The following is a 25,559-nucleotide window of genomic DNA, read 5'->3' on the forward strand; positions in this document are numbered from 1 at the left end:
GCAGCGCCAGAGCGACGACCGCGGCCGCGGCGGCCAGCGGCGCCCGGCCGCGGCGCGGTCGTGTGGTGGTAACCGTCGGCAGCGCGTGCGGTGTGGGCGGTGCGGTCGCGGCGGGCCGCGGGGTGTCGATCCGCGTCGGCGAGGGCGGTACGGGTACGTGCGGCGGCGCCGGGAAGTGCCCCGCCTCGGCGGCCGCGAGCAGCGCGTCGAGCCGGTCGGCGTCAGGGCGCGCGGCCGGATCCCGTACCAGCAACTCCGCCAGGACCGGACCGAGCGGCCCGGCCTGCCGGGGCGGCGGAACCGGGTCGTCGAGCACGGCGGCCAGCGTGGCGAGGGTGCTGCCGCGGCGCATCGGGCTCACGCCCTCCACGCAGACGTACAGCGTCAGGCCGAGCGACCAGAAGTCGGACGCCGGGATGTCCGCCGAGCCACGGACGCGTTCCGGCGCCATGTACTCGGGGGAGCCGATCACCTCGCCGGTCATGGTCAGGGACACCGATCCCTGGACGGCGGCGATGCCGAAGTCGGTGAGGACGGCGCTGCCGTCGGCCCGCAGCAGGACGTTGGCGGGTTTGACGTCCCGGTGGTGGATCCCGGCGGCGTGGGCGGCGCGCAGGGCGGCGAGGATCTCGCGGCCGGTGCGCGCCGCCTCCCGGGGCGGCAACGGGCCCTCCTCCAAGCGGTGCTGGAGGGTGCGGCCCGGCAGGAGTTCCATCACGAGCCAGGGGTGCGGCTCGTCGTCGATGATGTGATGGATGGTCACCACGTGCGGGTGGCTGATCCTGGCCAGCGCTCTGGCCTCGCGCATCACCCGCTCCCGCAGGATGCGCGAGGCCTCGGCGTCACCGGCCGCCGCCGGGCCGTAGGACCGGACTTCCTTCAGGGCGACCTCGCGGTGGAGGGCGGAATCGCGGGCACGCCACACGGTGCCCATGCCTCCGCTGCCGAGCCGCTCCAGCAGCTCGAAACGCCCGTCGACGATGTCCCCGATGTCCCCCGGCCCGTTCATGGCGTCAGGGTAGAGGACCGTGCGACCGGCGTCAGTGTCAGCCGGCGCGGTAGGCGGTCCAGTTGTCCGTCATCCGCGCGGTCTGGCCGGCGGTGAACTGGTACATGCAGTTGTCGTACGTGTAGTCCATGAAGTTGTGGACGGGGTCGACGCCGGTCTTGCTGGCGCAGGAGTCACGGCCGGTCGGGCACTGGTACGCGGCGCTCTTCTCGGCCGGGGTGTCGCTGACGTAGTCGCCGTTGCCGTTACAGCCGCCCTGGAAGGTGTGGTAGAGCCCCAGCCAGTGGCCGACCTCGTGGGTGGCGGTGTCGCCCTCGTTGTAGTTCGCGGCGCTGCCGCCCGGGAGCGAGGTGTCGAGGACGACGACGCCGTCCATCGTCGGGTTGGAGTTGTACGAGCTCGGGAAGGTCGCCCAGCCGAGCAGGCCGCCGCTGAGGTTGGCGGTGTAGAAGTTGAGCGCGCCCGCGCCGCCCTTGCGCAGGGCCGCCTTCATCTCCTTCTCGGCGGTCGAACCGGACGCCAGGTTGTACCAGGAGGCGTTGTCCGTGTAGTCCGTACCGGCCAGCGTGAACTGGAAGTTGGAGTTGACGTTGCCGGTGCCCTGGCCGCCGAAGGCCGAGTTGAGGACCGCCATCTGGTTGTTGATGTCGGTCGTCGTCAGCTTGCCGGTGGTGCCGCTGTGCACGACGTGGAAGTACACCGGGATGTTCGTCACGGCGGTGGCGGAGAAGTCCCGGGCGCCGGCGCCCGAGGAGCGCAGCTTGTCGAGTCTCTCGCGCAGGTCCGCGTCCATGGCCTTGGCCTTGGCCGCCGTCACCTCGTTGGGTTCATGGGCGTGCTGGTCGCCCGACGGACGCGCCTCGCGGGCGGCGCTCGTGTGGGCCTCCTCGACGCACTTCTCGGCCGGCGCCTTGGCGACGGCGGTGCCGGCGGGTGCGGACAGGGTGGACAGGGCCAGGGTTCCGGCCATCACTGCCGTACCGATGAACCGCTTGCGCAGAAGGGGGGATATACGAGCAAGAGCACGCACGTTGACTCCTCGCGGGGGTGGACGAGGGTGGGTTGTTCCTCGTCGCTGACCGGAGGTTATGTGTGCATGTCAGATCTTGATTAGAAGCGATCAAGCCCAATCAATCCTCAGATCAATTGGGGCATCGGGGCGAAAAGTTTCGGCCTGGTCCGGACTTTGAGATACGCAGGTAAGGCCGGGAGCTACCGAGGCGGGTGGTGTGTCCGCATTCGGATGGCGGATTAACACCACCCGCCTCCTTGACGTGATCTGCTCGTAACAGGTCGCCTGATGGCTGAAAATCGCCTATCAGCGGACCGGCTGGTTCACCCGCTCGACCTTCTGCGTTCCGCTGAGCGTGCGGTACGAGCGCGCCCACCGCGCGGTCGCGTCCTGCCGCGTCTTGTCGGAGATGACGTAGTAGTCCATCTGCGAGCGCTCGGTCGTGACATCGAGGACGCCGTAGCCGTGCGAGTCCATGTCGAGCCACTTCACATGGCGGTTGGCGGCCTTGACGGCCGTCGACGCGACCAGCGAGACGGTCTGGGGCGCGACGTGCAGGATGTCGTCGAGGTTGTCCGAGGAAACCGACGTGACCACGAACTCGGTCGCCGCCGACGGCGACAGCGGATACGTCGATGCCTTGACCGGCACGTCGTTGGCCCATGCCATGTGGATGTCACCGGTCAGGAAGACCGTGTTCGTGACCGCCCGGTCCCTGAGGTGGGTGATCAGCTCCTTGCGGTCGTCGGTGTAACCGTCCCACTGGTCCACATTGACCGCGAGCCCCTCCTTGGGCAGACCCATCAACTCGGCCAGCGGCTCCAGCAGATGGGCCGGTACGGAGCCGAAGGCCACCGGCGAGATCATCACCGACGTCCCGACGAGCTTCCAGGCGGCGTCGGAGGAGGCGAGCCCCGACTTCAGCCAGTCCAGCTGGGCGCGGCCCGTGAGCGTACGCTCCGGGTCGTCCACCGAGCCGCTGCCGGTCTTCGCCTGCTGCGAGCGGAACGATCTGAGGTCGAGCAGGTGCAGATCGGCCAGCCTGCCGAAGCGCAGCCGGCGGTAGACGGTGCCCTCGGTGGACGCGCGGACCGGCATCCACTCGAAGTACGCCTGCTTCGCGGCGGCCACGCGCGCGGACCACTCGCCCTCCGCTCCGGGCGTGTGGTTCTCCGCGCCGCCGGACCAGGCGTCGTTGGCCATCTCGTGGTCGTCCCAGATGGCTATGACCGGGTGCGTGGCGTGCAGGGCCTGGAGGTCGGCGTCGGTCTTGTACTTGCCGTGGCGGGTTCGGTAGTCGGCGAGCGTGAGGATCTCGTGGGCCGGCTCGTGCTGCCGTACGACGTACGGAGGCTTGGGGTAGCCACCGGTCGCGTACTCGTAGAGGTAGTCGCCGAGGTGCAGGACCGCGTCCAGGTCGGTGCGGGCGGCGAGATGCCGGTACGCCGAGAAGTAACCCGACTCCCAGTTGGCGCAGGAGACCACGCCGAACCGCACGCCGGGCGTGGCGGCGTCGGCGGCGGGGGCCGTGCGGGTGCGGGCGGCGGGCGACACCGCTTCACCGGCGGTGAAGCGGAAGTAATAGGCGGTCGCCTGGTCGAGGCCCCTTACGTCGACCTTGACGGTGTGGTCGGTCGCCGCCCGCGCGGTCGTGGTGCCGCGGGCGACGGTCTTCGAGAATCCCCTGTCCTCGGCGACCTCCCAGTTCACCGTCACATCGGGCCCCTTGCCGGAGCCCGGCACGGCCTCAGGGATGGGGGTTATCCGGGTCCACAGCAGGACGCCGTCGGGCAGCGGGTCGCCGGAGGCGACTCCATGGAGGAATTCGGGTCCCTGTGCGGCGACGGCGGCAGCGGCGGCGCCGGCACTCGTACCGGCGACGACAGGGACGGAAACAGCGGTCGCGGCAACGGCCTTGACGACCGTACGGCGGCTGGGAGATGAAGCGAATCGACTGGTCACGGCCGTACATTACTGATCAGTACGGCTCAAGGGTGGGCAAACGCGCAAACGTTCGCCCACCCTTCAGGTGAAGTGCCGTGCCCCCGTCAGCTCTTGAGGGCCTTTTCGATCGCGGTCTTGAACTCCTCCGGCGTCATGGGCGGGTTCTCGCCGTCCGATCCGGTGAGCGTCTTGCCGTCCATCTTGAGCGCCGGGGTGCCCTTCACGTCGCCCTTGTCGAAGGTGGCCGCCATCTTCAGCGCCCAGGCGTCGAAGGTGCCGTCCTGCACATTCTGCTGGAACTCCTTGTTGCCCTTGAGGGCGTCCACCTCGCCGGCCACCTTGATCAGGTAGTCGTCCTTGGCGAACTTGTCGTCCTGCTCCGCCGGGTGGTTCTTCTGCGAGTACATAGCGCCCTTGTACTCGAGGAACGCCTCGGGGCTGACGTCGAGAGCGGCGCCCAGCGCGCTCAGCGCGTTCCGCGAGCCCTCGCCGGGGATGGACCTGTCGATGAAGGCGGCGCCGACGTACTTGAGCTTGTACTTGCCCGCGTCGACGTCCTTCAGGATCGTCTCACCGTTCGCCTGCTCGAAGGACGCGCAGACCGGGCAGCGCGCGTCCTCGTACAGCTCCAGCGTCTTCTTGGCGTCCTTCTTGCCGATGACGACGGTCGTGCCGTCCTTGCCCGCGGTGTTCGCGGGCGTGACGACCTGCTTGGCGTTCTTGGCGGCCTCCCAGGCGGACGGCTCGTTCGCCCGCATGACGCCGTATCCGACGCCGCCGGCCACCGCGAGGACGGCGACGATCGAAAGGGCGACGATCACCTGGCGGCGCGTCCTGTCCTTCTTGGCCTGGCGTTCGCGCTCGGCGCGCAGCCGCTCGCGGGCCGCCGCCTTGTTGGCCTGGTTGTTGCGTGCACTCATGGTCGTGTTCTCCGTACGGGAAGAGGGGTACTGGGCCGGGCTCAGGCGAAAACGCGTGCCGGGCGCGGCGGACCCCTGCGTCCTACGGAGTGCACGAAAAGACGGCCGGGAGAGGCGGTACGGGCCCGGCGGGCGGGCCGCACCGTGCGGCGTACGGGCCGCTGGGCCCCGCCCGTGACGGCGACCGCGATCAGCAGCGGCCGGAAGGCGAACGCGGCCACGGTCCGCACCAGACCGGCGAGCGCCGCCTCACCGCGCCGCAGCCAGGCCGCCGCGAGGATGCCCACCGACACATGGGCGGCGAGGAGCAACCAGGGGAGGGCGGGATCGGGGGAGTTGAGGAGGGCGGCGACGCTCTCCTGGGTCTCCGTGACCCGTACGAGCGGGGCGCCGAGCCCACTGTCGGCTCCGCCGTCGCCGCACAGTACGTCGAACCCGACCGAGCGCAGGGAGCCCGCCACCGGGCCGCCCGCAGCTCCGTAACACAGGTGCTGTCCGGTGGTGAAGACGGTGTCGGCGGCCAGCTCCAGCGGTACGAGCAGACCGGCGATGGCGCCGAAGCCGCGCTCCCGCCCGGCCAGCGCGTACGCGACGGCGAACACGACGGCCGCGATCCCGGCCACCACGGTCAGCGGCAGCGGGACCCGGGAGAGCAGCACGTGGGACGCGGCGGAGAGCGTGACGACGAGCGCGGTGAACAGCGCCGCACGCACCACCCTCAGCTGCGTCCCCGATACGTCCATAGAACGTGAGTTTGCCACGGCTTCCTGTAAGAGAGCCCTAAAGCCGTGGCGGGCCGGCCGCTCAGAGGCCGGGGATCCGGCCATTCCTGAACAGGTCCACGAAGATCTGGTGGTCGGCCCGCGCCCGCGCCCCGTAGGAGTGCGCGAAGTCCACCAGCAGGTCGCCGAAGCTGTCCTCGTCGGCCGCGATCGCCGCGTCGATCGCCCGCTCCGTGGAGAACGGCACCAGCGAGTGGCCGCTCTCGTCGTCCGCCGCCGAGTGCATCGTGGCCGTCGCCCGGCCGAGATCGGCGACGACCGCCGCGATCTCGTCCAGGTCGTCGATGTCCGACCAGTCCAGGTCCACGGCGTACGGCGAGACCTCGGCCACGAGCTGCCCTGTCCCGTCCAGCTCGGTCCAGCCCAGCCACGGGTCCGCGTGCGCCTGGAGGGCGCGCTGCGAGATCACCGTGCGGTGGCCCTCGTGCTGGAAGTAGTCACGGACGGCGCCGTCGGTGATGTGCCGGGAGACCGCCGGGGTCTGCGCCTGCTTCATGTAGATCACGACGTCGTTCTCCAGGGCGTCGCTGTTGCCTTCGAGCAGGATGTTGTACGACGGCAGGCCGGCGGAGCCGATGCCGATGCCGCGCCGCCCGACGACGTCCTTCACGCGGTAGGAGTCGGGGCGGGTCAGGCTGGCCTCGGGCAGCGTCTCCAGATAGCCGTCGAAGGCCGCGAGGACCTTGTAGCGGGTGGCGGCGTCGAGGTCGATGGAGCCGCCGTCCGACGAGAAGCGGCGTTCGAAGTCGCGGATCTCGGTCATCGAGTCGAGCAGCCCGAAGCGGGTCAGCGAACGGGCCGAGCGCAGCGCGCCGAGCAGCGGGCCCTCGGCCGTGTCCAGCGTGAAGGGGGGCACCTCGTCGTTCTTGGCGCCGGTGGCCAGGGCGTGGATGCGCTCGCGGTAGGCGGCGGCGTACGTCCGTACCAGCTCGGTGATCTGCTCGTCACCCAGCGCCTTCGTGTAGCCGATGAGCGCGACGGAGGCCGCGAAGCGCTTGAGGTCCCAGGTGAAGGGGCCGACGTACGCCTCGTCGAAGTCGTTGACGTTGAAGATCAGCCGGCCCTGGGAGTCCATGTACGTGCCGAAGTTCTCGGCGTGCAGATCGCCGTGGATCCACACCCGCCCGGTCCGCTCGTCCAGGTAGGGGCCGCCGTGCTGCTCGCGCTCCAGGTCGGCGTAGAACAGGCAGGCCGTGCCCCGGTAGAAGGCGAACGCGGACGCTGCCATCTTGCGGAACTTCACCCGGAAGGCGGCAGGGTCGGCGGCGAGGAGCCTGCCGAACGCGGTCTCGAAGACGGCGAGGATCTGCTCGCCGCGCTGAGCGGCGTCTGTCTGCTGGACCGACATCGCCGGTTGCCTCCTGGTGCATGACGTTTTTGACAAAATGGACAGGGCGTTCCCCGAGTCCAACGCCTGACCGTACTCGTGAGTGCCCCCTCGTTGTCAGTCGGCCGACGTAGACTTCCGAGCTGTCCCTCAACCTGTCACCGACCGTTCTGCCGGAGGCCTTCGCCGTGACCAAGCCGCCTTTCACGCACCTTCACGTACACACCCAGTACTCGCTGCTGGACGGTGCTGCGCGGCTCAAGGACATGTTCGAGGCCTGCAACGAGATGGGCATGTCGCACATCGCGATGACCGACCACGGCAACCTGCACGGGGCGTACGACTTCTTCCATTCGGCGAAGAAGGCGGGGGTGACGCCGATCATCGGCATCGAGGCGTACGTCGCCCCCGAGTCGCGGCGCAACAAGCGGCGCATCCAGTGGGGACAGCCGCACCAGAAGCGCGACGACGTGTCCGGTTCCGGTGGTTATACGCACAAGACGATCTGGGCGGCGAACAAGACCGGCCTGCACAACCTCTTCCGGCTGTCCTCCGACGCGTACGCCGAGGGCTGGCTGACGAAGTGGCCGCGTATGGACAAGGAGACCATCTCCCAGTGGTCGGAGGGCCTGATCGCCTCCACCGGGTGCCCGTCGGGCGAGGTGCAGACACGGCTGCGGCTCGGCCAGTTCGACGAGGCAGTACAGGCCGCGTCCGACTACAAGGACATCTTCGGCGAGGGCCGGTACTTCCTGGAGCTGATGGACCACGGCATCGAGATCGAGCGCCGGGTCCGTGACGGGCTGCTCGAAATCGGCAAGAAGCTGAACATCCCGCCGCTCGTCACGAACGACTCGCACTACACCTACGCCAACGAGGCGAGTGCGCACGACGCCCTGCTGTGCATCCAGACCGGCAAGAACCTCTCCGACCCGGACCGCTTCCGCTTCGACGGCACGGGCTACTACCTCAAGTCGACCGACGAGATGTACGCCGTCGACTCCTCCGACGCCTGGCAGGAAGGCTGCGCGAACACGCTCCTGGTCGCGCAGCAGATCGACACGGAGGGCTGGTTCAAGGAGCGGAACCTGATGCCCAAGTTCGATGTGCCCGAGGGCTACACCGAGGTGACGTGGTTCCGCGAGGAGACCATGCGCGGCATGGCCCGGCGCTTCCCGAACGGCATCCCGGAAGACCGGCTCAAGCAGGTCGAGTACGAGATGAAGATCATCATCGACATGGGCTTCCCGGCGTACTTCCTCGTGGTCGCCGACTTCATCATGTGGGCCAAGAACAACGGCATCGCGGTCGGACCGGGGCGTGGCTCGGCGGCCGGCTCGATCGTCGCGTACGCCATGGGCATCACCGACCTCGACCCGATCGAGCACGGTCTGATCTTCGAGCGGTTCCTCAACCCCGAGCGCATCTCGATGCCCGATGTCGACATCGACTTCGACGAGCGCAGGCGCGGTGAGGTGATCAGGTACGTCACCGAGAAGTACGGCGCCGACAAGGTCGCCATGATCGGTACGTACGGAAAGATCAAGGCCAAGAACGCGATCAAGGACTCCGCGCGCGTCCTCGGCTACCCGTACGCGATGGGCGACCGGCTCACCAAGGCCATGCCCGCCGACGTCCTCGGCAAGGGCATCGACCTCAACGGCATCACCGATCCCAAGCACCCGCGCTACAGCGAGGCGGGCGAGATCCGGTCGATGTACGAGAACGAGCCGGACGTGAAGAAGGTCATCGACACCGCGAAGGGCGTCGAGGGCCTGGTCCGGCAGATGGGTGTGCACGCGGCCGGCGTGATCATGTCCAGCGAGACGATCACCGACCACGTGCCCGTCTGGGTGCGCCACACCGACGGCGTGACCATCACGCAGTGGGACTACCCGAGCTGCGAGTCGCTCGGCCTGCTGAAGATGGACTTCCTCGGCCTGCGCAACCTCACGATCATGGACGACGCCGTCAAGATGGTGAAGTCCAACAAGGGCATCGACCTGGAGCTGCTCAGCCTCCCGCTCGACGACCCGGCGACGTACGAACTGCTCTGCCGCGGTGACACGCTCGGCGTCTTCCAGTTCGACGGCGGCCCGATGCGGTCCCTGCTGCGGCTGATGAAGCCCGACAACTTCGAGGACATTTCCGCCGTCTCGGCCCTGTACCGGCCGGGCCCGATGGGCATGAACTCGCACACGAACTACGCGCTGCGCAAGAACGGCCAGCAGGAGATCACGCCGATCCACCCGGAGCTGGAGGAGCCTCTCAAGGAGGTCCTCGGCCTCACCCACGGCCTGATCGTGTACCAGGAGCAGGTGCAGAAGGCCGCGCAGATCATCGCCGGCTACTCGCTCGGCGAGGCCGACATCCTGCGCCGCGTCATGGGCAAGAAGAAGCCCGACGAGCTCCAGAAGAACTTCGTGCTCTTCCAGGCGGGCGCGAAGAAGAAGGGGTACTCCGACGCGGCGATCCAGGCGCTGTGGGACGTGCTGGTCCCCTTCGCCGGATACGCGTTCAACAAGGCGCACTCCTCGGCGTACGGACTGGTCACCTACTGGACGGCGTACCTCAAGGCGAACTATCCCGCCGAGTACATGGCGGCGCTGCTGACCTCGGTCAAGGACGACAAGGACAAGTCGGCCGTCTACCTGAACGAGTGCCGGCGCATGGGCATCAAGGTGCTCCCGCCGAACGTGAACGAGTCCGAGTCGAACTTCGCCGCGCAGGGCGACGACGTGATCCTGTTCGGCCTGACCGCCATTCGAAACGTCGGTCAGAACGTTGTGGACTCGATCATCCGGTGCCGGAAGGGGAAGGGGAAGTACAGCTCGTTCCCCGACTTCCTCGACAAGGTCGAGGCGGTCGTCTGCAACAAGCGGACCGTCGAATCGCTCATCAAGGCCGGTGCCTTCGACGAGATGGGGCACACCCGCAAGGGCCTCGTCGCGCACCACGAGCCGATGATCGACAACGTGGTGCAGGTCAAGCGCAAGGAGGCGGAGGGGCAGTTCGACCTCTTCGGCGGCATGGGCGAGGAGGAGAGCGACGAGCCGGGCTTCGGCCTCGACGTGGAGTTCTCCGACATCGAGTGGGAGAAGTCGTACCTGCTCGCGCAGGAGCGCGAGATGCTCGGCCTGTACGTCTCCGACCACCCGCTCTTCGGTCTTGAGCACGTCCTGTCGGACAAGGCCGACGCCTCGATCTCCCAGCTCACCGGCGGCGAGCACTCCGACGGCGCGATCGTCACCGTCGGCGGCATCATCTCCGGCCTCCAGCGCAAGATGACCAAGCAGGGCAACGCCTGGGCGATCGCGACGGTCGAGGATCTGGCCGGCTCCATCGAGTGCATGTTCTTCCCGGCGACGTACCAGCTCGTCTCGACCCAGCTCGTCGAGGACACCGTGGTCTTCGTCAAGGGCCGCCTCGACAAGCGCGAGGACGTTCCGCGGCTCGTCGCGATGGAGTTGATGGTCCCCGACGTGTCGTCGGCCGGGACGAACGCGCCGGTGGTCCTGACCATCCCGACGGTGAAGGTGACGCCGCCGATGGTGACCAAGCTCGGCGAGATCCTCAAGCACCACCGGGGCAACACGGAGGTCCGGATCAAGCTCCAGGGGGCCCGCAAGACGACGGTGCTGCGGCTCGACCGGCACCGGGTGCAGCCGGATCCGGCGCTCTTCGGGGACTTGAAGGTGCTGCTCGGCCCGTCCTGCCTGGCGGGATAAGTACGCGAAAGAAGAAAGGGGGCGTACCCGTCGTCACGGGTACGCCCCCTTCTTCTTTCGCGTACTTACACAGCGTGATCAGCGTGATCAGTTGTGGCCGAAGCGCCGCTGGTGCTTACGGGCAACATCAGCAGGGCTGCCCTGGGCGTGCGTCTGCGGCTGGGCGTGGGACTCGTAGGCGCTGTCCTTGGCCTGCTCGGTTCCACGCGCCGCCGTGGACGCGCGGTCCTGCGTGGCGCCCTGCTTGCGGTTCTTGTTCTTGGCCATGGTGCTGCCTCCTGTGGGGGTTCTGGGGGCCAGGGCCGGGACCAGATTCACACAGAGCGACATAACTCGCATTTTGGATCATTACCGTGCGTAATTGGGGCTGTCGCGGAGCAACTTCGGCATCCGCCACGCCGATGATCGAGTTCCGGCCGTTAACCCTCACGCAGTCGGGCAGACTCGAAGGAAGCCCGAAGCACTCCTGAACTCCCGAAGCACCTTTCGATCCCGAGGTTCCCGAAAGAGGGTGGAACGCGTGGACCGCTGCGTCGTCCTGGTGGACGCCGGCTATTTGCTGGGCGCCGCCGCGAGCCTGCTCGCCGGAGAACCGGCCCGCTCCCGCATCACCGTGGATCACGCGGCTCTCATCCAGGGACTGCGAGAACGGGCCGAAGCGGATACGGAACAGCCGCTGCTGCGCATCTACTGGTTCGACGGCGCACCCGACCGCGTACCGCAGCCCGAGCACCGGCGGCTGCGAGTCATGCCCCGCGTGACGGTCAGGCTCGGCGCGCTGACCCGAAGTGACGGGCGGTGGGCGCAGAAAGGCGTCGACGCGGCGATGCACGCGGAGCTGACCGAGCTGGCCAGAAATCGCGCTTGCTCGGACATCGTGCTGGTGACCGGGGACGGGGATCTGCTACCCGGGCTGATGTCCGCCAAGGAACACGGCGTAGCGGTGCACCTGTGGGCCGTGCAGGCGGCCGACGGGGATTACAACCAGTCGGAGGACCTGGTCGCCGAGGCCGACGAGCGGCGCGTCCTGGACCGGGCGTGGATCACCAAGGCCGTACGGGCGAAGGACCTCACCGGAATCTGTGCGCCGCCGCCGGTGCCGCGGCCGGAAATCGCCGCGATCCTGTCGGCTCCGCTGCCGGAGTCGGCGCTCGCGGCGTCGGCGGAGCGTGCCGAGCGGGCCGCGCAGACGCAGGCGCAGGCACGGGCCGAGGCCGAAGCGGGGGGTGATGCCGTACGGAACGGATCCGCGAGGGCGGTGGATTCCGCGGCCCCGTCGCCGGCTCCCACGCCCGCGGCTGCCGCGAGCGGGTCCGCGGAGACGCACCCGGCGCACGGGACCAGGGGCGTGCCGACGCCGAAGGACCTTGCGTGCCTGCGCGGTCCGGGCCCGCAGACGGCGCAGCATCCGCACGCCAACGGGACCGCGCAGCCGGCGGCGGCCGCCGCTGCCGGGGCGACGCTGCGGTGGTCGTCCGACAAGGGCTGGGCGGAGCGTCCGGGCAACGGCGGTCAGCTCGGCGAGCCGCCCGAGACCGCCTCCCTGCCGACGCTGGCGCAGCTGACCAGCGCGGAGCAGCGCTGGGCGGACCGGGAGGAGGACATCACCACGGTCGGCGGCGACCCCTTCGAGGTCGGCCAGGTCTTCGCCCGCCGGTGGATGGAACGGCTGCCGGACCCGGGCCACACCCAGAAGCTTTCGACGATGTACCCGAGGATTCCGCACCGGATCGACGGTGAGCTGCTGCGGTACGCGGCGCGCTTCGGTCTGCTGGCGCACAAGGACGACCAGATCGACGAGCACGACCGGTACGCGATCCGGGCGGGCTTCTGGCGGGAGATCGACGTGCGGGCGGCGGCGGAGCACGTGACGGCGGGGGAGTAGGGGACGCGGGTGGCCCTGGGCAACTCCAGCCCCTCCGGCGTTTGAGGAGCGGGGTCCGGGGCGGAGCCCCGGTTCGGGAAGGGGCGGGTAGGGGAAGAACGTTCTACCCGGCGCCCGCGCCTGCGCGCCCCCGGGGACGGCGCGTGGCCCGGAACCCCGTAGGCTCGTCCCTCGTGAGTACGGGCACAGCACAGGCGGGGCGCGGCACGGGAGTCGTGTGCGCCGTGCGGGATCTGGTCAAGACGTATCCCGCCGCCCGCGGCCGCCGCGGAGTGCCCGCGACGCCGGCCGTACGGGCCACCGACGGCATCTCCCTCGACGTACACCGCGGCGAGATCTTCGGGCTGCTCGGGCCCAACGGAGCCGGAAAGTCCACCCTCGTACGCCAGCTAACCGGGCTCATGCGGCCGGACTCCGGAAGCGTCGAGCTGCTGGGGCACGACCTCGTGCGGCATCCCGAGCGCGCCTCGCGGCTCGTCGGGTACCTCGGGCAGGAATCCACCGCGCTGGACGAGCTGACCGTGTCGCTCGCCGCCGAAACCACCGGACGGCTGCGCGGGCTCACCGCGAAGGCCGCGCGTGCCGAGCGGGACGACGTACTGGAAGAACTCGGTCTCGGCGAGATCGCCGGGAGGCCGCTCAAGAAGCTGTCCGGCGGCCAGCGCCGCCTCGCCTGCTTCGCGGCCGTGCTGGTGGGCGAGCGGCCCGTACTCGTACTGGACGAACCGACCACCGGCATGGACCCCGTCGCGCGCCGCGCGGTGTGGGCGGCCGTCGACCGGCGGCGGGCCGAGAACGGCGCGACCGTGCTGCTCGTCACGCACAATGTCATCGAGGCCGAGACGGTACTGGACCGTGTCGCGGTGCTGGAGAGCGGCCGGGTGATCGCGTGCGACAGCCCCGCCGGGCTCAAGTCGCGCGTCGCCGGTGAGGTACGGCTCGACCTCGTGTGGCGGGAGCGGGCACCGCTGGACGTGCCCGAGGTCGCGGCGCTGCGGGAATCCGCTCAGGAGTCCGGGCGGCGCTGGGTGCTGCGGCTCGCCCCCGACGAGGCGCGTGCGGCCGTCGCCGCCGTGACCGGGGGCAAGGCGTTCGCGGCACTGGACGACTTCACGCTGGCGACGCCGAGCCTCGAAGACGTCTACCTTGCGCTCGGTGGGAGCACGAACGGTACGAAGGGGCTGGTCAAGGCGTGAGTGTCGTGCCTGCGGAGGCCGAGACCGGCTCCGTGCGGATCCGGGTGGCGAGGGACAAGGACGCCGGTGCGGCCGGTGACGCGCCCGCGCCCCTCGCGCCCCGCGCGCGCCTGCTGCCGTCGCTCGCCGCCGTCTACCGGGCGCAGTTGTCCCGGGCGCGGGTGGCGCGCATTCCGCTGCTCTTCGTGGCGACGTTCCAGTCCGTCGGGATCATGGTCCTGATGCGGGGGGTCGTCGACGGGGGCGACGAGGCGCGGGCTGTCGTCGCCGGGTCGAGTGTGCTGGTCGTCGCCTTCGTCGCGCTGAATCTCCTCGCCCAGTACTTCGGGCAGCTGAGGGCGAGCGGCGGCCTCGACCACTACGCCACGCTGCCGGTGCCGCCGGCCGCGGTGGTGCTGGGTGCGGCGGCCGCGTACGCCTCCTTCACGGTGCCGGGCACGTTCGTCACGGCCGTCGTGGGGTGCGTGCTGTTCCAGCTGCCGCTCACCCATCTGTGGGTGCTGGCGGCCGTCGTGCCGCTCGCCGGGGCGGCGCTCGCCGGTCTCGGCGCGGCGCTCGGGCTGCTCGCACCGCGCCAGGAACTCGCGACGCTGCTCGGGCAGCTGGGCATGTCCGCGGCGCTGCTGCTCGGGGTGCTGCCCGCCGAGCGGCTGCCCGTACCGATCTTGTACGCCCGGGATCTGTTGCCTTCGACGTACGGCGTCGAGGCCTTCGCCCGCACCTTCGACGCGCACCCGGACTGGCCCGCGGTCGTGCTCGACCTGGCCGTGTGCGCGGTCGTCGGGGTCGTCTCGCTGGCGGTCGCCACCTGGGCGTACCGCCGGGCGGCGGTCCGCTGAGCGGCGGTCCGCTGAACGGCGGTCCGGTGACGCGTGGGACGGGGACGCCTGGCACGATGGCAGGGTGACCGCTCCTCTGACGCCGCCTCACCAGCAGCCGCCGAACGACCCCTGGCAGAAGTCCGAAGCCGGGGCCGCTCCGCAGGCCCCCTCCCACCCGCACGCCGGTCCCGGCGCGGAGGGGGCACAGGACGACACCAGCCCGTCCATGGAGGTGGTCAGGGCCGCTGTGGTGGCCCTGGCGCTGACGGTCCTGGGCATCGGGCTCGGGCTGCTGTGGATGTGGCTGGCGCCGCGAGTGCCGCTGATCTCCACCGACAAGGCGGTCTTCCTCAAGGACACCGAGGGTGAGGAAGCGATCGGGGCGGACGGCACGTTCGTACTGCTGGCGCTCGCGTTCGGCGCGGTCAGCGCTGCCCTGGTCTTCTGGTTCAACCGGCGTGGCGGTGTCCCGCTGGTGATCGGTCTCGCACTGGGCGGGCTGCTCGGATCGCTGCTGGCGTGGGGGACCGGCGTCTGGTCCGGGCCGACCGGCGACGTGGTCGAACGCGCGCGGGAGGTCGGTCAGGGCGTGGAGTTCGACGCGCCGCTCAGGCTCGGGGCGAAGGGGGCGCTGCTGGCGTGGCCGATGGCCGCGATGCTGGTCCACCTGGGGCTGACGGCCCTTTTCGGACCACGGGATCCGGAGCCGGAGTGGACGGCGGGGTACTGGCCTCCGACGCCGGCACCGGGCACGCAGGACGGTACGCCGACCTGACGCCACGAGGCTTGGGCGTAGCAGCAGGGGGCTGCGTCGGGTTGGAGACGTGCCGGTCGCCGGTTACGCGCGCCCGATCGGGGCGATGGTCGCGTCCGTCAGGGCCGCCAGGTCCGCCGGGGACAGTTCGACCTCCAGGCCGCGGCGCCCCGCCGAGATGCACACCGTGTCGTACGACGACGCCGACGCGTCCAGGACCGTACGGAGCTTCTTGCGCTGGCCCAGGGGCGAGATGCCGCCCCGCACATAGCCCGTGGTGCGTTCTGCCACCACCGGGTCCGCCATCGCCGCGCGCTTTCCGCCGACCGCCGCCGCCAGCGCCTTGAGGTCGAGCGAGCCCGCCACCGGCACGACCGCCACCGTCAACGTGCCGTCGATGTCGGCCACCAGGGTCTTGAAGACGCGGTCCGGCGGAACGCCCAGCGCCTGCGCCGCCTCCTCGCCGTACGAGGGGGACGCCGGGTCGTGCTCGTACGCGTGGAGGATGTACGCCGTCCCCGCCGCGGTCAGGGCGACAGTCGCGGGAGTGCCTCCGGCCTGGCGATTCTTCTTGGCCACTGGGGCTCTGCCTCCGGTCGGTCGTCAGTTGGGGCTGGTGGGCGCCACGGTCAGGTCGACGGCGGGCACCGAGGGGAGGTGGCGGATCACGGCCGTTTCGGCGCGCAGCAGCCTCAGCTCTTCGCGCAGCCGGCTCGCGGTGTCCGGCGCCTGCAGCAGGCGCTGCCTCGCCGGGATGTCCAGTACCGTCGCGGCGGCCACGAGGTACGAGACGACGGACGGCTCGTCCGGCAGCTCCGCGCCAGAGGTCAACGAGCGCTCACGCGCGCCCGCCAGCCGCTTCTGGTAGCTGCGGAACGCCCGCAGCACGCCCTCGGCCAGCGCACCCGCGTCGTCGCCCGGCTCCTCGGGCAGTTCCTCCACCTCGGCGGTGAGGTACGGGCCGCTCGCGTCGACGGAGAGGATCTTGACGCGGGTCGTCCCGGTGGCCAGTACCTCGTAACTGCCGTCCTCGCGCTCACGGATCGTCGCCGCGTCCGCGATGCAGCCCACCCGGTGGAAGGCCTGGACCGGGTCCGGGCCGAAGCCCGCCGCCGGGCCCCGCTCGGCCATCGTCGTGGAGTCCGGCATGCCGGGCGCCGTGGCGGCGACCTCGTGGCCGTCGCGGATCGCTACGGCCACGAAGCGGCGCGGCTCGTCCTCCGAGGGAGAGGAGGGGGAGGACGCGGAGGTGGACGAGGAGGACGCGGACTGGTCGGGGGACGGTGCAGATTCGCCGGAGTCCGCGCCCTTCGACAAGTCGCGCATCATGGCGCGATAACGCTCCTCGAAGATGTTCAGCGGCAGCACCAGACCGGGGAACAGCACCGAGTTCAGCGGGAAGAGGGGAAGACGAGCGGTGGTCACAGCGGTCAAGCGTAATGGCCGTCCGACCCGACCCTGCGGGCCGTCCTGCGCAAAGGCCGCAAAGGCGTCGCCGACGCCACCTGGATCCTCGCCGTGTCGCGCAGCTCCAGGAACTGGCCCAGCACGTCGTCGCTCAGATACGCCCAGGGGAACGAGGTCGCGTACGGCCCGATCAGCCGGAACTGTTCGAGGGCGTCGGCCCACCGCCCCCTCGTGATCAGCACGTACGCCAGCAGGTTGCGGACCTCGGCCGGCCACGGGTCGCCCGCCGCGTACTCGGCGGACAGTGCGATCGCCAGATCGGCCGCCGCGTCGACGCGCTCGGGCGGAATCACCGTGGCCGCCGCCCCGGCGCCCTCGCGGCTCAGCAGGTGCGCGAAGGCCGCTCGTACGGGCAGGGCCTGCACCAGCGATCCGGGCAGGGCGTCTTCCGCGGCCTGTTCGGCGAAGTCGAAGCACTCGCGGTGCGAGCCGTACCACTGGGCGGAGAGGTACTGGAGTGCGGAGACGTGGCACCCGTAGTGGTGCGAGGAGCGGCCCACCGCCTCCGCCCACAGTTCCTCGAAGGCGGAATGCGCCGCATGCGTGCCGCGCGCGTGGTCCAGGGCGATGCGCCACGGCACCGGGTCGCGCGGAGCGGCTTCGGCCGCCGCGTCGATCAGCGGTCCGACGTCACGCAGCCGCTCGGCGCGGGCCGGCGACTCCCATGCCCTGCGCACGGACAGTTCGGCCTTCACGAGCAGGGCGTCGGGGTCGCACGGGGAGGCGGCCAGCCAGTCGCTCAGCCAGTCCTCGCGATGGTGCGCGAAGGTGGCGAGGCGGGTGGCGTACCGGTCACGGTTCTCCCACTCGGCGCCCTCCCGGGTGACGGCCAGGAGCTTGGCCGCGGGCCCGTGGTCGCCGAGGGCGGCGGCGACGAGGGCCGGTCCCAGGCGCTCGTCGGGTACGTCGAGCAGCACCTCGTCGTCGTCGAGCAGACCGGCGCCCAGGTGCTGGGTGTGGCGGATCATGCGCGCGGTGCTGATCAGAGCGCGAAGGAATGACATGGTGCGAACCATTGAAAACCGCAGGTCGGAGCGGCGCCAGAGGGCGTCGGTGAAGCTTTTGCATCAGCTGAAAGGTTGTGCCCGCGTAGGTCAAGGCACAGTAAAGGTCGCGGGGGCGGCCGGGGCGGCGGGGCCACCGTACCTCCCGGTCGGCCCCGTCGCCTCCCCTCGGATCAGCCTCGCCGCAGCAGCCGTGACGCCCCGGCCGCGACCGTCGTCGCCAGGACCCAGCCGAGCAGGATCAGCCCCGCCGCCGCCCACTGCCAGCCGGTGGTCAGACGCCAGTGCCCGTCCTGCCCCAGGTTGATCACCGGCAGCAGCAGGTCGAGGGCGTAGAGGGACGCGTTCCACTCCGGGTGCTGCTCGGAGTTGATCGCGGGCGGGTCGAGCTGCGCGAACGCCGCCGCGCCGGCCGCCCACAGCACGGCCATCCACACGGCGGCCCGCCCCGGCCGGTAGCCGTACGCCACCGTCCAGTCCTGCAGGTAGCCCCACAGCTTCCCGGCGAGCGGCAGCGTCTCGCGCCGTCTTCGCTGCTTGGCCAGGAGCACCTCGCGGGCGTCGGCGTCCTCCCCGCTGTTGCGCAGGACGGCCGCCAGCCGCTCGTACGGCTCCGGGGCGTACTCCGGCGTCGCGGCCGTCACCCACTCCAGCCGCCGCGAGAGCGGGAACAGCCCGCGCGGTACCAGGCAGTCGTACGTGAAGCCGTTCATGGTCAGGCCGCCGGGCCGCGGCCAGCTGTCCGCCTTGTCCACCAGATTGCCGACCTTCGCGCCGGACAGTACGACCTTCCCCTCCTCGGGCCGGTCGCAGAGAAACCGCAGCTCGGGCGCCTGGACCCGGCGCAGCGACAGCTCGTGCCCGAGCGGCATGCTGAACCGCGCGCCGTCGAAGTCCACGGCGTCCCCGAACCGCCCGTCGTCGAGCCGCAGCCCGCCCTCGCACTCGAACCGCTGCACGCGCGTGCCGCGCACCGGCGTGTTCCCGATGCCGTACGGCGGAGTAGTCCCCGGGGCCGCGCCCCTCGGCCCGATGCCCGCGGGCGTCAGGTAGAGCGTGCGCTCCACGGTCAGCTGCGGGGCGTTCAGCGCCCGCCGCCCCTCCACGCCGTACGGCCGCCGCAGCCGGCTGCCGCGCAGGCTCAGCGAGACCCCGACCTTCGCGCCGCGCAGGCTGAACTCGCCGTTCGACTCGATCATTTCGGCCTGGAGATCCTGGGCAACGGACAGACCGTCGGCGGCGATCGAACGGCCGTTGCGGTCCTGGTGCACGACGATCTGGTTGATCAGCAGATCGGTGCCGATCTGGGCATCGGTGAGCCGGATGCCGCCGGGGACACTGCAGCGCGGCAGATGCAGGTCGCCCTCGGTGTGCAGCCGGGCCGCCTCCAGGCGGGGGATGGCGCAGCCCACCATGCGCAGCGTGGTGAAGCGGCACTCGGGCAGCAGCACCTCCTTCTCGAAGCGGCAGTTGTTCAGCTCGACGTACGGCTCGACGCGGCCGCCCGCGAGCTTGAGCGTGCCGGTGATCTGTACGCCGCTGAGCTTGAGAGCCGCGACCCGCCCGGGCAGCGCGGGCGGCCCGCTGAGCAGCAGCAGCGCGACGACGCGCGCGCGGACGCTGCGTTCGGGGGACCATGGCCTGGTCGTCATCGGATCGTCGAGTACGGGATTGCGGGTGCGGAGGTCGTACGTACTGCCGTTGCGGAACGCCTGCCACATGCCGATTTCCGCGGCACTGAGCCAGTCGGGCGCTTCGACGTCTTGCTGCGGCTCGGTCAAGGCCGCCCCTTTCGCCGATTCGTACAGCCGTTCTTCCCTCTGAGTGACGGGCTGAACGCTAGTGGTCACGAAAGACTCCTGGGGTGTGTATCAGCCAGTGATACGGAGGCTCGGCTGCCGGATGGGGTCTGAGAGAATTGGCAGCGTGATCTCTCGAATCGATCTGCGCGGTGACGCCCTCCCCGAGGGCGCCGACCTGCGCGACCTGCTGCCCCGTGCCGACTTCGACGTACAGGCCGCCCTCGAAAAGGTGCGGCCCATCTGCGAGGACGTGCATCATCGGGGCACGGCGGCGCTGATCGAGTACGCGGAGAAATTCGACGGCGTGAAGCTGGAGCGCGTACGGGTTCCGGCCGAAGCGCTCGCCACAGCCTTGGCGCAGCTCGACCCCAAGGTCAGGGCCGCTCTGGAGGAATCCATCCGGCGCGCCCGCATCGTGCACCGCGAGCAGCGGCGCGGCGAGCACACCACCCAGGTCGTACCCGGCGGCACCGTCACCGAGCGGTGGGTGCCGGTCGGGCGGGTGGGCCTCTACGCGCCCGGTGGCCGGTCCGTCTACCCCTCCTCCGTGATCATGAACGTGGTCCCGGCGCAGGAGGCCGGCGTCGAGTCCATCGCGCTCGCCTCTCCCGCGCAGAAGGAGTTCGGCGGCCTGCCGCACCCGACGATCCTGGCGGCCTGCGCGCTGCTCGGCATCGACGAGGTGTACGCCGCGGGCGGCGCCACCGCCGTCGCGATGTTCGCGTACGGCACCGACGAGTGCGCGCCCGTCAACATGGTCACCGGCCCCGGCAACATCTGGGTCGCCGCAGCCAAGCGCTACTTCACCGGCCTCATCGGCATCGACACCGAGGCCGGACCGACCGAGATCGCCGTCCTCGCGGACGAGACGGCCGACCCGGTGCACGTCGCCGCCGACCTGATCAGCCAGGCCGAGCACGACCCGCTGGCCGCCGCCGTCCTGGTGACGGACTCGGAGGAACTCGCGGACGCGGTCGAGAAGGAACTGGAGCCGCAGGTCGCGGCCACCAAGCACAGCGATGACCGGATCATCCCGGCGCTCGGCGGCAAGCAGTCGTCCATCGTCCTGGTCGACTCCATGGAGGAGGGCCTCAAGGTCGTCGACGCGTACGGCGCCGAGCACCTGGAGATCCAGACCGCCGACGCCGCCGCGCTCGCCCGGCGCGTACGCAACGCCGGCGCGATCTTCGTCGGCCCGTACGCCCCGGTCTCGCTCGGGGACTACTGCGCCGGGTCCAACCACGTCCTGCCGACCGGCGGCTGCGCCTGCCACTCGTCGGGTCTGTCGGTCCAGTCGTTCCTGCGCGGAATCCACATCGTGGACTACACGCGCGACGCGCTCGCCGAGGTCACGCACCACGTGGTGACGCTGGCGGAAGCGGAGGACCTTCCGGCGCACGGCGCAGCCCTGAAGGCGCGCTTCGGATGGAAGGTGCCGACCGAATGACGCGTACGACGACCCGTATCGACGACCTCCCCATCCGCGACGAGCTGCGCGGCAAGTCCCCGTACGGCGCGCCGCAGCTGGACGTGCCCGTACGCCTCAACACCAACGAGAACCCGTACCCGCTGCCCGAGGCGCTCGTCGAGCGCATCGCCGAGCGGGTGCGCGACGCGGCCCGCGAGCTCAACCGCTATCCGGACCGGGACGCGGTCGAGCTGCGCACCGAGCTGGCCCGCTACCTCACCCGCACCGCCGGGCACCAGGTCGCCATGGAAAACGTCTGGGCGGCCAACGGCTCCAACGAGGTCATCCAGCAGCTCCTCCAGACCTTCGGCGGCCCCGGCCGTACCGCGATCGGCTTCGAGCCGTCGTACTCCATGCACGGCCTCATCTCGCGCGGCACCGGCACCGGCTGGATCTCCGGTCCGCGCAACGAGGACTTCACCATCGACGTCGCGGCGGCCGAGAAGGCCATCGCCGAGCACCGCCCCGACGTCGTCTTCATCACCTCGCCCAACAACCCCACGGGCACCGCGGTCGGAGCGGACACCGTCCTCGCGCTGTACGAGGCCGCCCAGGCGGCCAAGCCGTCCCTGGTCGTCGTCGACGAGGCGTACGGCGAATTCAGCCACCACCCGTCCCTGCTGCCGCTGATCGAGGGCCGCCCCAACATGGTGCTGTCCCGCACCATGTCGAAGGCCTTCGGCGCCGCCGGCCTGCGCCTCGGCTACCTCGCGGCCGACCCCGCCGTGGTCGACGCCGTACAGCTGGTGCGCCTGCCGTACCACCTGTCGTCCGTCACCCAGGCCACCGCGCTCGCCGCGCTGGAGCACACCGATACGCTGCTGGGGTACGTCGAGCAGCTCAAGACCGAGCGGGACCGCCTGGTCAACGAGCTGCGCGCCATCGGATACGAGGTCACGGACTCGGACGCGAACTTCGTCCAGTTCGGCCGGTTCGACGGCGCGGCCGGCTCCCACGAGGCGTGGCAGCGGATCCTCGACCAGGGAGTCCTGGTCCGGGACAACGGCGTACCGGGCTGGCTGCGGGTCACCGCCGGCACCCCCGAAGAGAACGACGCGTTCCTGGATGCGGTACGCGAACTCAAGAAGGAGCAGAGCTCATGACTCGCGTCGGCCGCATCGGCAGGATCGAGCGCACCACCAAGGAGACCTCGGTCGTCGTCGAGATAAACCTCGACGGCACCGGCAAGGTCGATGTGTCGACAGGCGTCGGCTTCTACGACCACATGCTCGACCAGCTCGGCCGCCACGGCCTCTTCGACCTCACCGTGAAGACCGACGGCGACCTGCACATCGACTCGCACCACACGATCGAGGACACCGCCCTCGCGCTCGGCGCCGCCTTCAAGCAGGCGCTCGGCGACAAGGTCGGCATCTACCGCTTCGGCAACTGCACGGTGCCGCTGGACGAGTCGCTCGCCCAGGTCACCGTGGACCTCTCCGGCCGCCCGTACCTCGTACACACCGAGCCGGAGAAGATGGCGCCGATGATCGGCGAGTACGACACGACGATGACCCGGCACATCCTGGAGTCCTTCGTCGCGCAGGCCCAGATCGCCCTGCACGTGCACGTCCCGTACGGGCGCAACGCGCACCACATCGTGGAGTGCCAGTTCAAGGCCCTGGCCCGTGCCCTGCGGTACGCCTCGGAGCACGACCCGCGCGCCGCCGGCATCCTCCCGTCGACCAAGGGCGCACTGTGACAGGCCTCTCGACCGTCCTGATCGTCGTCGGCCTCTTCCTCCTGGGGGGCGTGTACTCCTTCTGGAAGCAGCAGCTGCCCAAGGGCGTCATCGTGCTTCTCGGTATCGGCGCAGTGATGTGCCTGGTCGCCGGTGTCATGCGAATTCAAGGACTCTGGGAATGAGCGACAAGAAGAAGATCGTCGTCTTCGACTACGGCTTCGGCAACGTCCGGTCCGCCGAGCGGGCGCTGGCCCACGTCGGCGCGGACGTCGAGATCACCCGCGACTTCGACAAGGCCATGAACGCCGACGGGCTCCTCGTCCCCGGCGTCGGTGCCTTCTCCGCCTGTATGACGGGGCTGCGCGAGGCGCGCGGCGACTGGATCGTCGGCCGCAGGCTGGCCGGTGGCCGCCCGGTCATGGGCATCTGCGTGGGCATGCAGATCCTCTTCGAGCGCGGCATCGAGCACGGCGTGGAGACCGAAGGCCTCGACGAGTGGCCCGGCACCGTCGGCCCGCTCAAGGCACCCGTCGTCCCCCACATGGGCTGGAACACGGTCCAGGCGCCCGAGGACAGCGAACTGTTCGCCGGCCTCGACGCCGACACGCGCTACTACTTCGTGCACTCGTACGCCGTGCACGACTGGAGCCTGGAAGTCACCAACGCCAAGATCCGCGCGCCGAAGGTCACCTGGAGCACGCACGGTGAGACCTTCGTGGCGGCCGTCGAGAACGGCGCGCTGTGGGCGACCCAGTTCCACCCCGAGAAGTCCGGCGACGCCGGCGCCCAGCTGCTGACCAACTGGATCGGAACCCTCTGATGCCTTCCGCGAAGCTTGAACTCCTCCCCGCCGTCGACGTCCGCGACGGCCAGGCCGTGCGCCTGGTCCATGGCGAGTCCGGCTCGGAGACGTCGTACGGCGATCCGCTCCAGGCCGCCCTCGCCTGGCAGCAGGCGGGCGCCGAGTGGCTGCACCTCGTCGACCTCGACGCGGCATTCGGCACCGGTGACAACCGGGATCAGATCGCCGAGGTCGCCCGCTCCATGGACATCAAGGTCGAGCTGTCCGGCGGCATCCGCGACGACGCCTCGCTCGCCGCCGCGCTCGCCACCGGCTGTAAGCGCGTCAACCTCGGCACGGCCGCGCTGGAGACCCCCGAGTGGGTCGCCAAGGTCATCGCGGAGTACGGCGACAAGATCGCGGTCGGCCTCGACGTACGCGGCACGACCCTGCGCGGCCGTGGCTGGACCCGCGACGGCGGCGACCTCTACGAGACGCTGGCGCGCCTCGACTCCGAGGGCTGCGCGCGGTACGTCGTGACCGACATCGCCAAGGACGGCACGCTCCAGGGCCCGAACCTGGAACTCCTGAAGAACGTCTGCGCCGCGACCGACAAGCCCGTCGTCGCCTCCGGCGGCGTCTCGTCCCTCGACGACCTGCGCGCGATCGCGTCGCTCGTCCCCGAGGGCGTCGAGGGCGCGATCGTCGGCAAGGCGCTGTACGCGAAGGCGTTCACGCTGGAAGAGGCGCTGGCGGCGGTGTCCGCATGACGGTTTCCTCTTCCGGTTCCGTACGCAAGGTCTCGACCGGCGCCCCGTGGGAGGAGCAGTTCGGCTACTCCCGCGCGGTGGAGCTGCCGAACGGGCTCGTCCTGGTGTCGGGCTGCACGTCGGTCGTGGACGGCGTCATCGACGCCGGTACGCCGTACGAGCAGACCATCACCGCCTTCGGCGTCGCCTTCGGCGCGCTGGAGCAGGTCGGCCTGGGCCGTGACGATGTGGTCCGCACCCGCATGTACATCACGCACGCGCGGGACGTCGACGACGTGGGCCGCGCCCACAAGGAGCTGTTCGACGACGTCCGCCCGGCGGCGTCGCTGATCATCGTCTCGGGTTTTGTGGACCCGAGCCTGGTCGTCGAGATCGAGCTCGAGGCCTACCGGGGAGGTGGGGCGGCATGACCCTCGCGGTCCGAGTGATCCCCTGCCTGGACGTCGACAACGGCCGGGTCGTCAAGGGCGTCAACTTCCAGAACCTGCGCGACGCCGGTGACCCCGTCGAGATGGCCAAGCTGTACGACGCGGAGGGCGCCGACGAGCTGACGTTCCTCGACATCACCGCGTCCTCCGGCAACCGGGAGACGACGTACGACGTGGTGCGGCGCACCGCCGAGCAGGTCTTCATCCCGCTGACGGTCGGCGGCGGCGTACGCACCACCGAGGACGTCGACAAGCTGCTGCGGGCCGGCGCGGACAAGGTCGGCGTCAACACCGCCGCCATCGCCCGCCCCGACCTGATCCGCGAGATCGCGGAACGCTTCGGGCGCCAGGTTCTCGTCCTGTCGGTCGACGCACGCCGTACGGAATCCGGCTCCTTCGAGGTCACGACGCACGGAGGGCGCAAGTCCGCCGGCATCGACGCGGTCGAGTGGGCGCACCGGGCGGCGGAGCTGGGCGCGGGCGAGATCCTGCTCAACTCGATGGACGCCGACGGCACGAAGGACGGCTACGACACGGAGATGATCGCGGCGGTGCGCAAGCACGTGACGGTGCCGGTGATCGCGTCGGGCGGCGCGGGCCGCCTCGACCACTTCCCGCCGGCGATCGAGGCGGGGGCGGACGCGGTGCTGGCGGCGTCGGTGTTCCACTTCGGCGACCTGCGGATCTCCCAGGTCAAGGACACCCTGCGCGAGGCGGGCCACCCGGTCCGCTAGCGGGGGCAGAGGGCGGGAGCCGCTGCGCGGGGCTTTCCCCGAC

24 protein-coding genes are annotated in these 25,559 nt (G+C 70.3%); 13 read left to right on the forward strand and 11 right to left on the reverse strand.

Translation table 11 applies throughout. The annotated features are described in order from the left end of the window. The 6 genes from J7E91_RS35100 to J7E91_RS35125 all read right to left on the reverse strand — a co-directional run. Positions 1–1,009, reverse strand: a 1,009-nt coding sequence (locus tag J7E91_RS35100) for a serine/threonine-protein kinase (RefSeq protein WP_214911444.1), incomplete at its 3' end; no start/stop codon positions are given. Positions 1,010–1,046: 37 nt separating this feature from the next. Then, positions 1,047–1,979: a zinc metalloprotease gene (locus tag J7E91_RS35105; protein ID WP_214911496.1), complete on the reverse strand. Its 933-nt coding sequence runs from the start codon at positions 1,977–1,979 to the stop codon at positions 1,047–1,049. Positions 1,980–2,327: 348 nt separating this feature from the next. Next, positions 2,328–3,983, reverse strand: a complete 1,656-nt coding sequence (locus J7E91_RS35110) for an alkaline phosphatase (RefSeq protein WP_214911446.1) — start codon at positions 3,981–3,983, stop codon at positions 2,328–2,330. Positions 3,984–4,069: 86 nt separating this feature from the next. Beyond that, positions 4,070–4,885: a thioredoxin domain-containing protein gene (locus J7E91_RS35115; RefSeq protein WP_214911448.1), complete on the reverse strand. Its 816-nt coding sequence runs from the start codon at positions 4,883–4,885 to the stop codon at positions 4,070–4,072. Between the two features lie 41 nt (positions 4,886–4,926). After that, complete coding sequence (locus tag J7E91_RS35120) at positions 4,927–5,628, reverse strand: hypothetical protein (protein ID WP_214911450.1); 702 nt, start codon at positions 5,626–5,628, stop codon at positions 4,927–4,929. A gap of 61 nt (positions 5,629–5,689) precedes the next feature. After that, a complete protein-coding gene (locus tag J7E91_RS35125; protein ID WP_028811480.1) occupies positions 5,690–7,015 on the reverse strand; it encodes a DUF2252 domain-containing protein in 1,326 nt (441 codons plus the stop codon). Between the two features lie 167 nt (positions 7,016–7,182). On the opposite strand from J7E91_RS35125, the gene dnaE reads away from it, so the two are divergent. Then, entirely contained in the window at positions 7,183–10,722 is a 3,540-nt protein-coding gene (dnaE, locus tag J7E91_RS35130; RefSeq protein WP_214911452.1) for a DNA polymerase III subunit alpha, read from the forward strand. Between the two features lie 87 nt (positions 10,723–10,809). Here dnaE and J7E91_RS35135 read toward each other — a convergent pair whose 3' ends face one another. Continuing rightward, the gene (locus J7E91_RS35135) at positions 10,810–10,989 is read right to left on the reverse strand and encodes a hypothetical protein (RefSeq protein WP_214911454.1); all 180 of its coding nucleotides are present in this window, start codon (positions 10,987–10,989) and stop codon (positions 10,810–10,812) included. 244 nt (positions 10,990–11,233) lie between these two features. On the opposite strand from J7E91_RS35135, the gene J7E91_RS35140 reads away from it, so the two are divergent. The 4 genes from J7E91_RS35140 (at position 11,234) to J7E91_RS35155 (ending at position 15,399) form a co-directional block, all read left to right on the forward strand. Beyond that, complete coding sequence (locus J7E91_RS35140) at positions 11,234–12,607, forward strand: NYN domain-containing protein (RefSeq protein WP_214911457.1); 1,374 nt, start codon at positions 11,234–11,236, stop codon at positions 12,605–12,607. A 215-nt stretch (positions 12,608–12,822) separates the two neighbouring features. Next, complete coding sequence (locus J7E91_RS35145) at positions 12,823–13,803, forward strand: ABC transporter ATP-binding protein (RefSeq protein ID WP_028811484.1); 981 nt, start codon at positions 12,823–12,825, stop codon at positions 13,801–13,803. Beyond that, on the forward strand, positions 13,800–14,642 hold the full coding sequence (locus tag J7E91_RS35150) for an ABC transporter permease (RefSeq protein WP_214911459.1): 843 nt from the start codon (positions 13,800–13,802) through the stop codon (positions 14,640–14,642). Before J7E91_RS35145 ends, J7E91_RS35150 begins: the two co-directional genes overlap by 4 nt. Before the next feature lie 64 nt (positions 14,643–14,706). Then, on the forward strand, positions 14,707–15,399 hold the full coding sequence (locus tag J7E91_RS35155) for a hypothetical protein (protein ID WP_214911461.1): 693 nt from the start codon (positions 14,707–14,709) through the stop codon (positions 15,397–15,399). Between the two features lie 63 nt (positions 15,400–15,462). Here J7E91_RS35155 and ybaK read toward each other — a convergent pair whose 3' ends face one another. The 4 genes from ybaK to J7E91_RS35175 all read right to left on the reverse strand — a co-directional run bounded on the left by ybaK (position 15,463) and on the right by J7E91_RS35175 (position 19,630). Beyond that, positions 15,463–15,957, reverse strand: a complete 495-nt coding sequence (gene ybaK / locus J7E91_RS35160; protein ID WP_214911463.1) for a Cys-tRNA(Pro) deacylase — start codon at positions 15,955–15,957, stop codon at positions 15,463–15,465. Positions 15,958–15,981: 24 nt separating this feature from the next. Next, on the reverse strand, positions 15,982–16,803 hold the full coding sequence (locus J7E91_RS35165; RefSeq protein WP_214911465.1) for an LON peptidase substrate-binding domain-containing protein: 822 nt from the start codon (positions 16,801–16,803) through the stop codon (positions 15,982–15,984). 5 nt (positions 16,804–16,808) lie between these two features. Beyond that, positions 16,809–17,861, reverse strand: a complete 1,053-nt coding sequence (locus tag J7E91_RS35170; RefSeq protein ID WP_214911467.1) for a hypothetical protein — start codon at positions 17,859–17,861, stop codon at positions 16,809–16,811. 161 nt (positions 17,862–18,022) lie between these two features. After that, complete coding sequence (locus tag J7E91_RS35175) at positions 18,023–19,630, reverse strand: oxidoreductase (protein ID WP_214911499.1); 1,608 nt, start codon at positions 19,628–19,630, stop codon at positions 18,023–18,025. A 145-nt stretch (positions 19,631–19,775) separates the two neighbouring features. Between J7E91_RS35175 and hisD the strand changes: the two genes are divergently transcribed. From hisD to hisF, 8 genes are read left to right on the forward strand one after another with little or no spacing between them, the layout of a single operon-like run. Then, the gene (gene hisD, locus J7E91_RS35180) at positions 19,776–21,098 is read left to right on the forward strand and encodes a histidinol dehydrogenase (protein WP_214911469.1); all 1,323 of its coding nucleotides are present in this window, start codon (positions 19,776–19,778) and stop codon (positions 21,096–21,098) included. After that, on the forward strand, positions 21,095–22,222 hold the full coding sequence (locus tag J7E91_RS35185; RefSeq protein ID WP_214911471.1) for a histidinol-phosphate transaminase: 1,128 nt from the start codon (positions 21,095–21,097) through the stop codon (positions 22,220–22,222). Before hisD ends, J7E91_RS35185 begins: the two co-directional genes overlap by 4 nt. Further along, complete coding sequence (gene hisB / locus J7E91_RS35190; RefSeq protein ID WP_214911473.1) at positions 22,219–22,821, forward strand: imidazoleglycerol-phosphate dehydratase HisB; 603 nt, start codon at positions 22,219–22,221, stop codon at positions 22,819–22,821. The genes J7E91_RS35185 and hisB overlap by 4 nt, the downstream gene beginning before the upstream one ends. Further along, on the forward strand, positions 22,818–22,985 hold the full coding sequence (locus tag J7E91_RS35195) for a hypothetical protein (protein WP_028811493.1): 168 nt from the start codon (positions 22,818–22,820) through the stop codon (positions 22,983–22,985). Before hisB ends, J7E91_RS35195 begins: the two co-directional genes overlap by 4 nt. Continuing rightward, the gene (hisH, locus tag J7E91_RS35200) at positions 22,982–23,623 is read left to right on the forward strand and encodes an imidazole glycerol phosphate synthase subunit HisH (RefSeq protein WP_028811494.1); all 642 of its coding nucleotides are present in this window, start codon (positions 22,982–22,984) and stop codon (positions 23,621–23,623) included. Before J7E91_RS35195 ends, hisH begins: the two co-directional genes overlap by 4 nt. After that, the gene (priA, locus tag J7E91_RS35205; RefSeq protein ID WP_214911475.1) at positions 23,623–24,354 is read left to right on the forward strand and encodes a bifunctional 1-(5-phosphoribosyl)-5-((5-phosphoribosylamino)methylideneamino)imidazole-4-carboxamide isomerase/phosphoribosylanthranilate isomerase PriA; all 732 of its coding nucleotides are present in this window, start codon (positions 23,623–23,625) and stop codon (positions 24,352–24,354) included. Before hisH ends, priA begins: the two co-directional genes overlap by 1 nt. Continuing rightward, positions 24,351–24,764 carry a RidA family protein gene (locus J7E91_RS35210; RefSeq protein WP_214911477.1) on the forward strand — a complete coding sequence of 138 codons (414 nt, stop codon included), beginning with the start codon at positions 24,351–24,353 and terminating at the stop codon, positions 24,762–24,764. Before priA ends, J7E91_RS35210 begins: the two co-directional genes overlap by 4 nt. Continuing rightward, positions 24,761–25,516, forward strand: a complete 756-nt coding sequence (hisF, locus tag J7E91_RS35215; protein WP_214911479.1) for an imidazole glycerol phosphate synthase subunit HisF — start codon at positions 24,761–24,763, stop codon at positions 25,514–25,516. The genes J7E91_RS35210 and hisF overlap by 4 nt, the downstream gene beginning before the upstream one ends. The last annotated feature ends 43 nt before the right edge of the window (positions 25,517–25,559 follow it).

The organism is Streptomyces sp. ISL-99 (assembly GCF_018614005.1).
Taxonomy (GTDB): Bacteria; Actinomycetota; Actinomycetes; order Streptomycetales; family Streptomycetaceae; genus Streptomyces; species Streptomyces flavidovirens.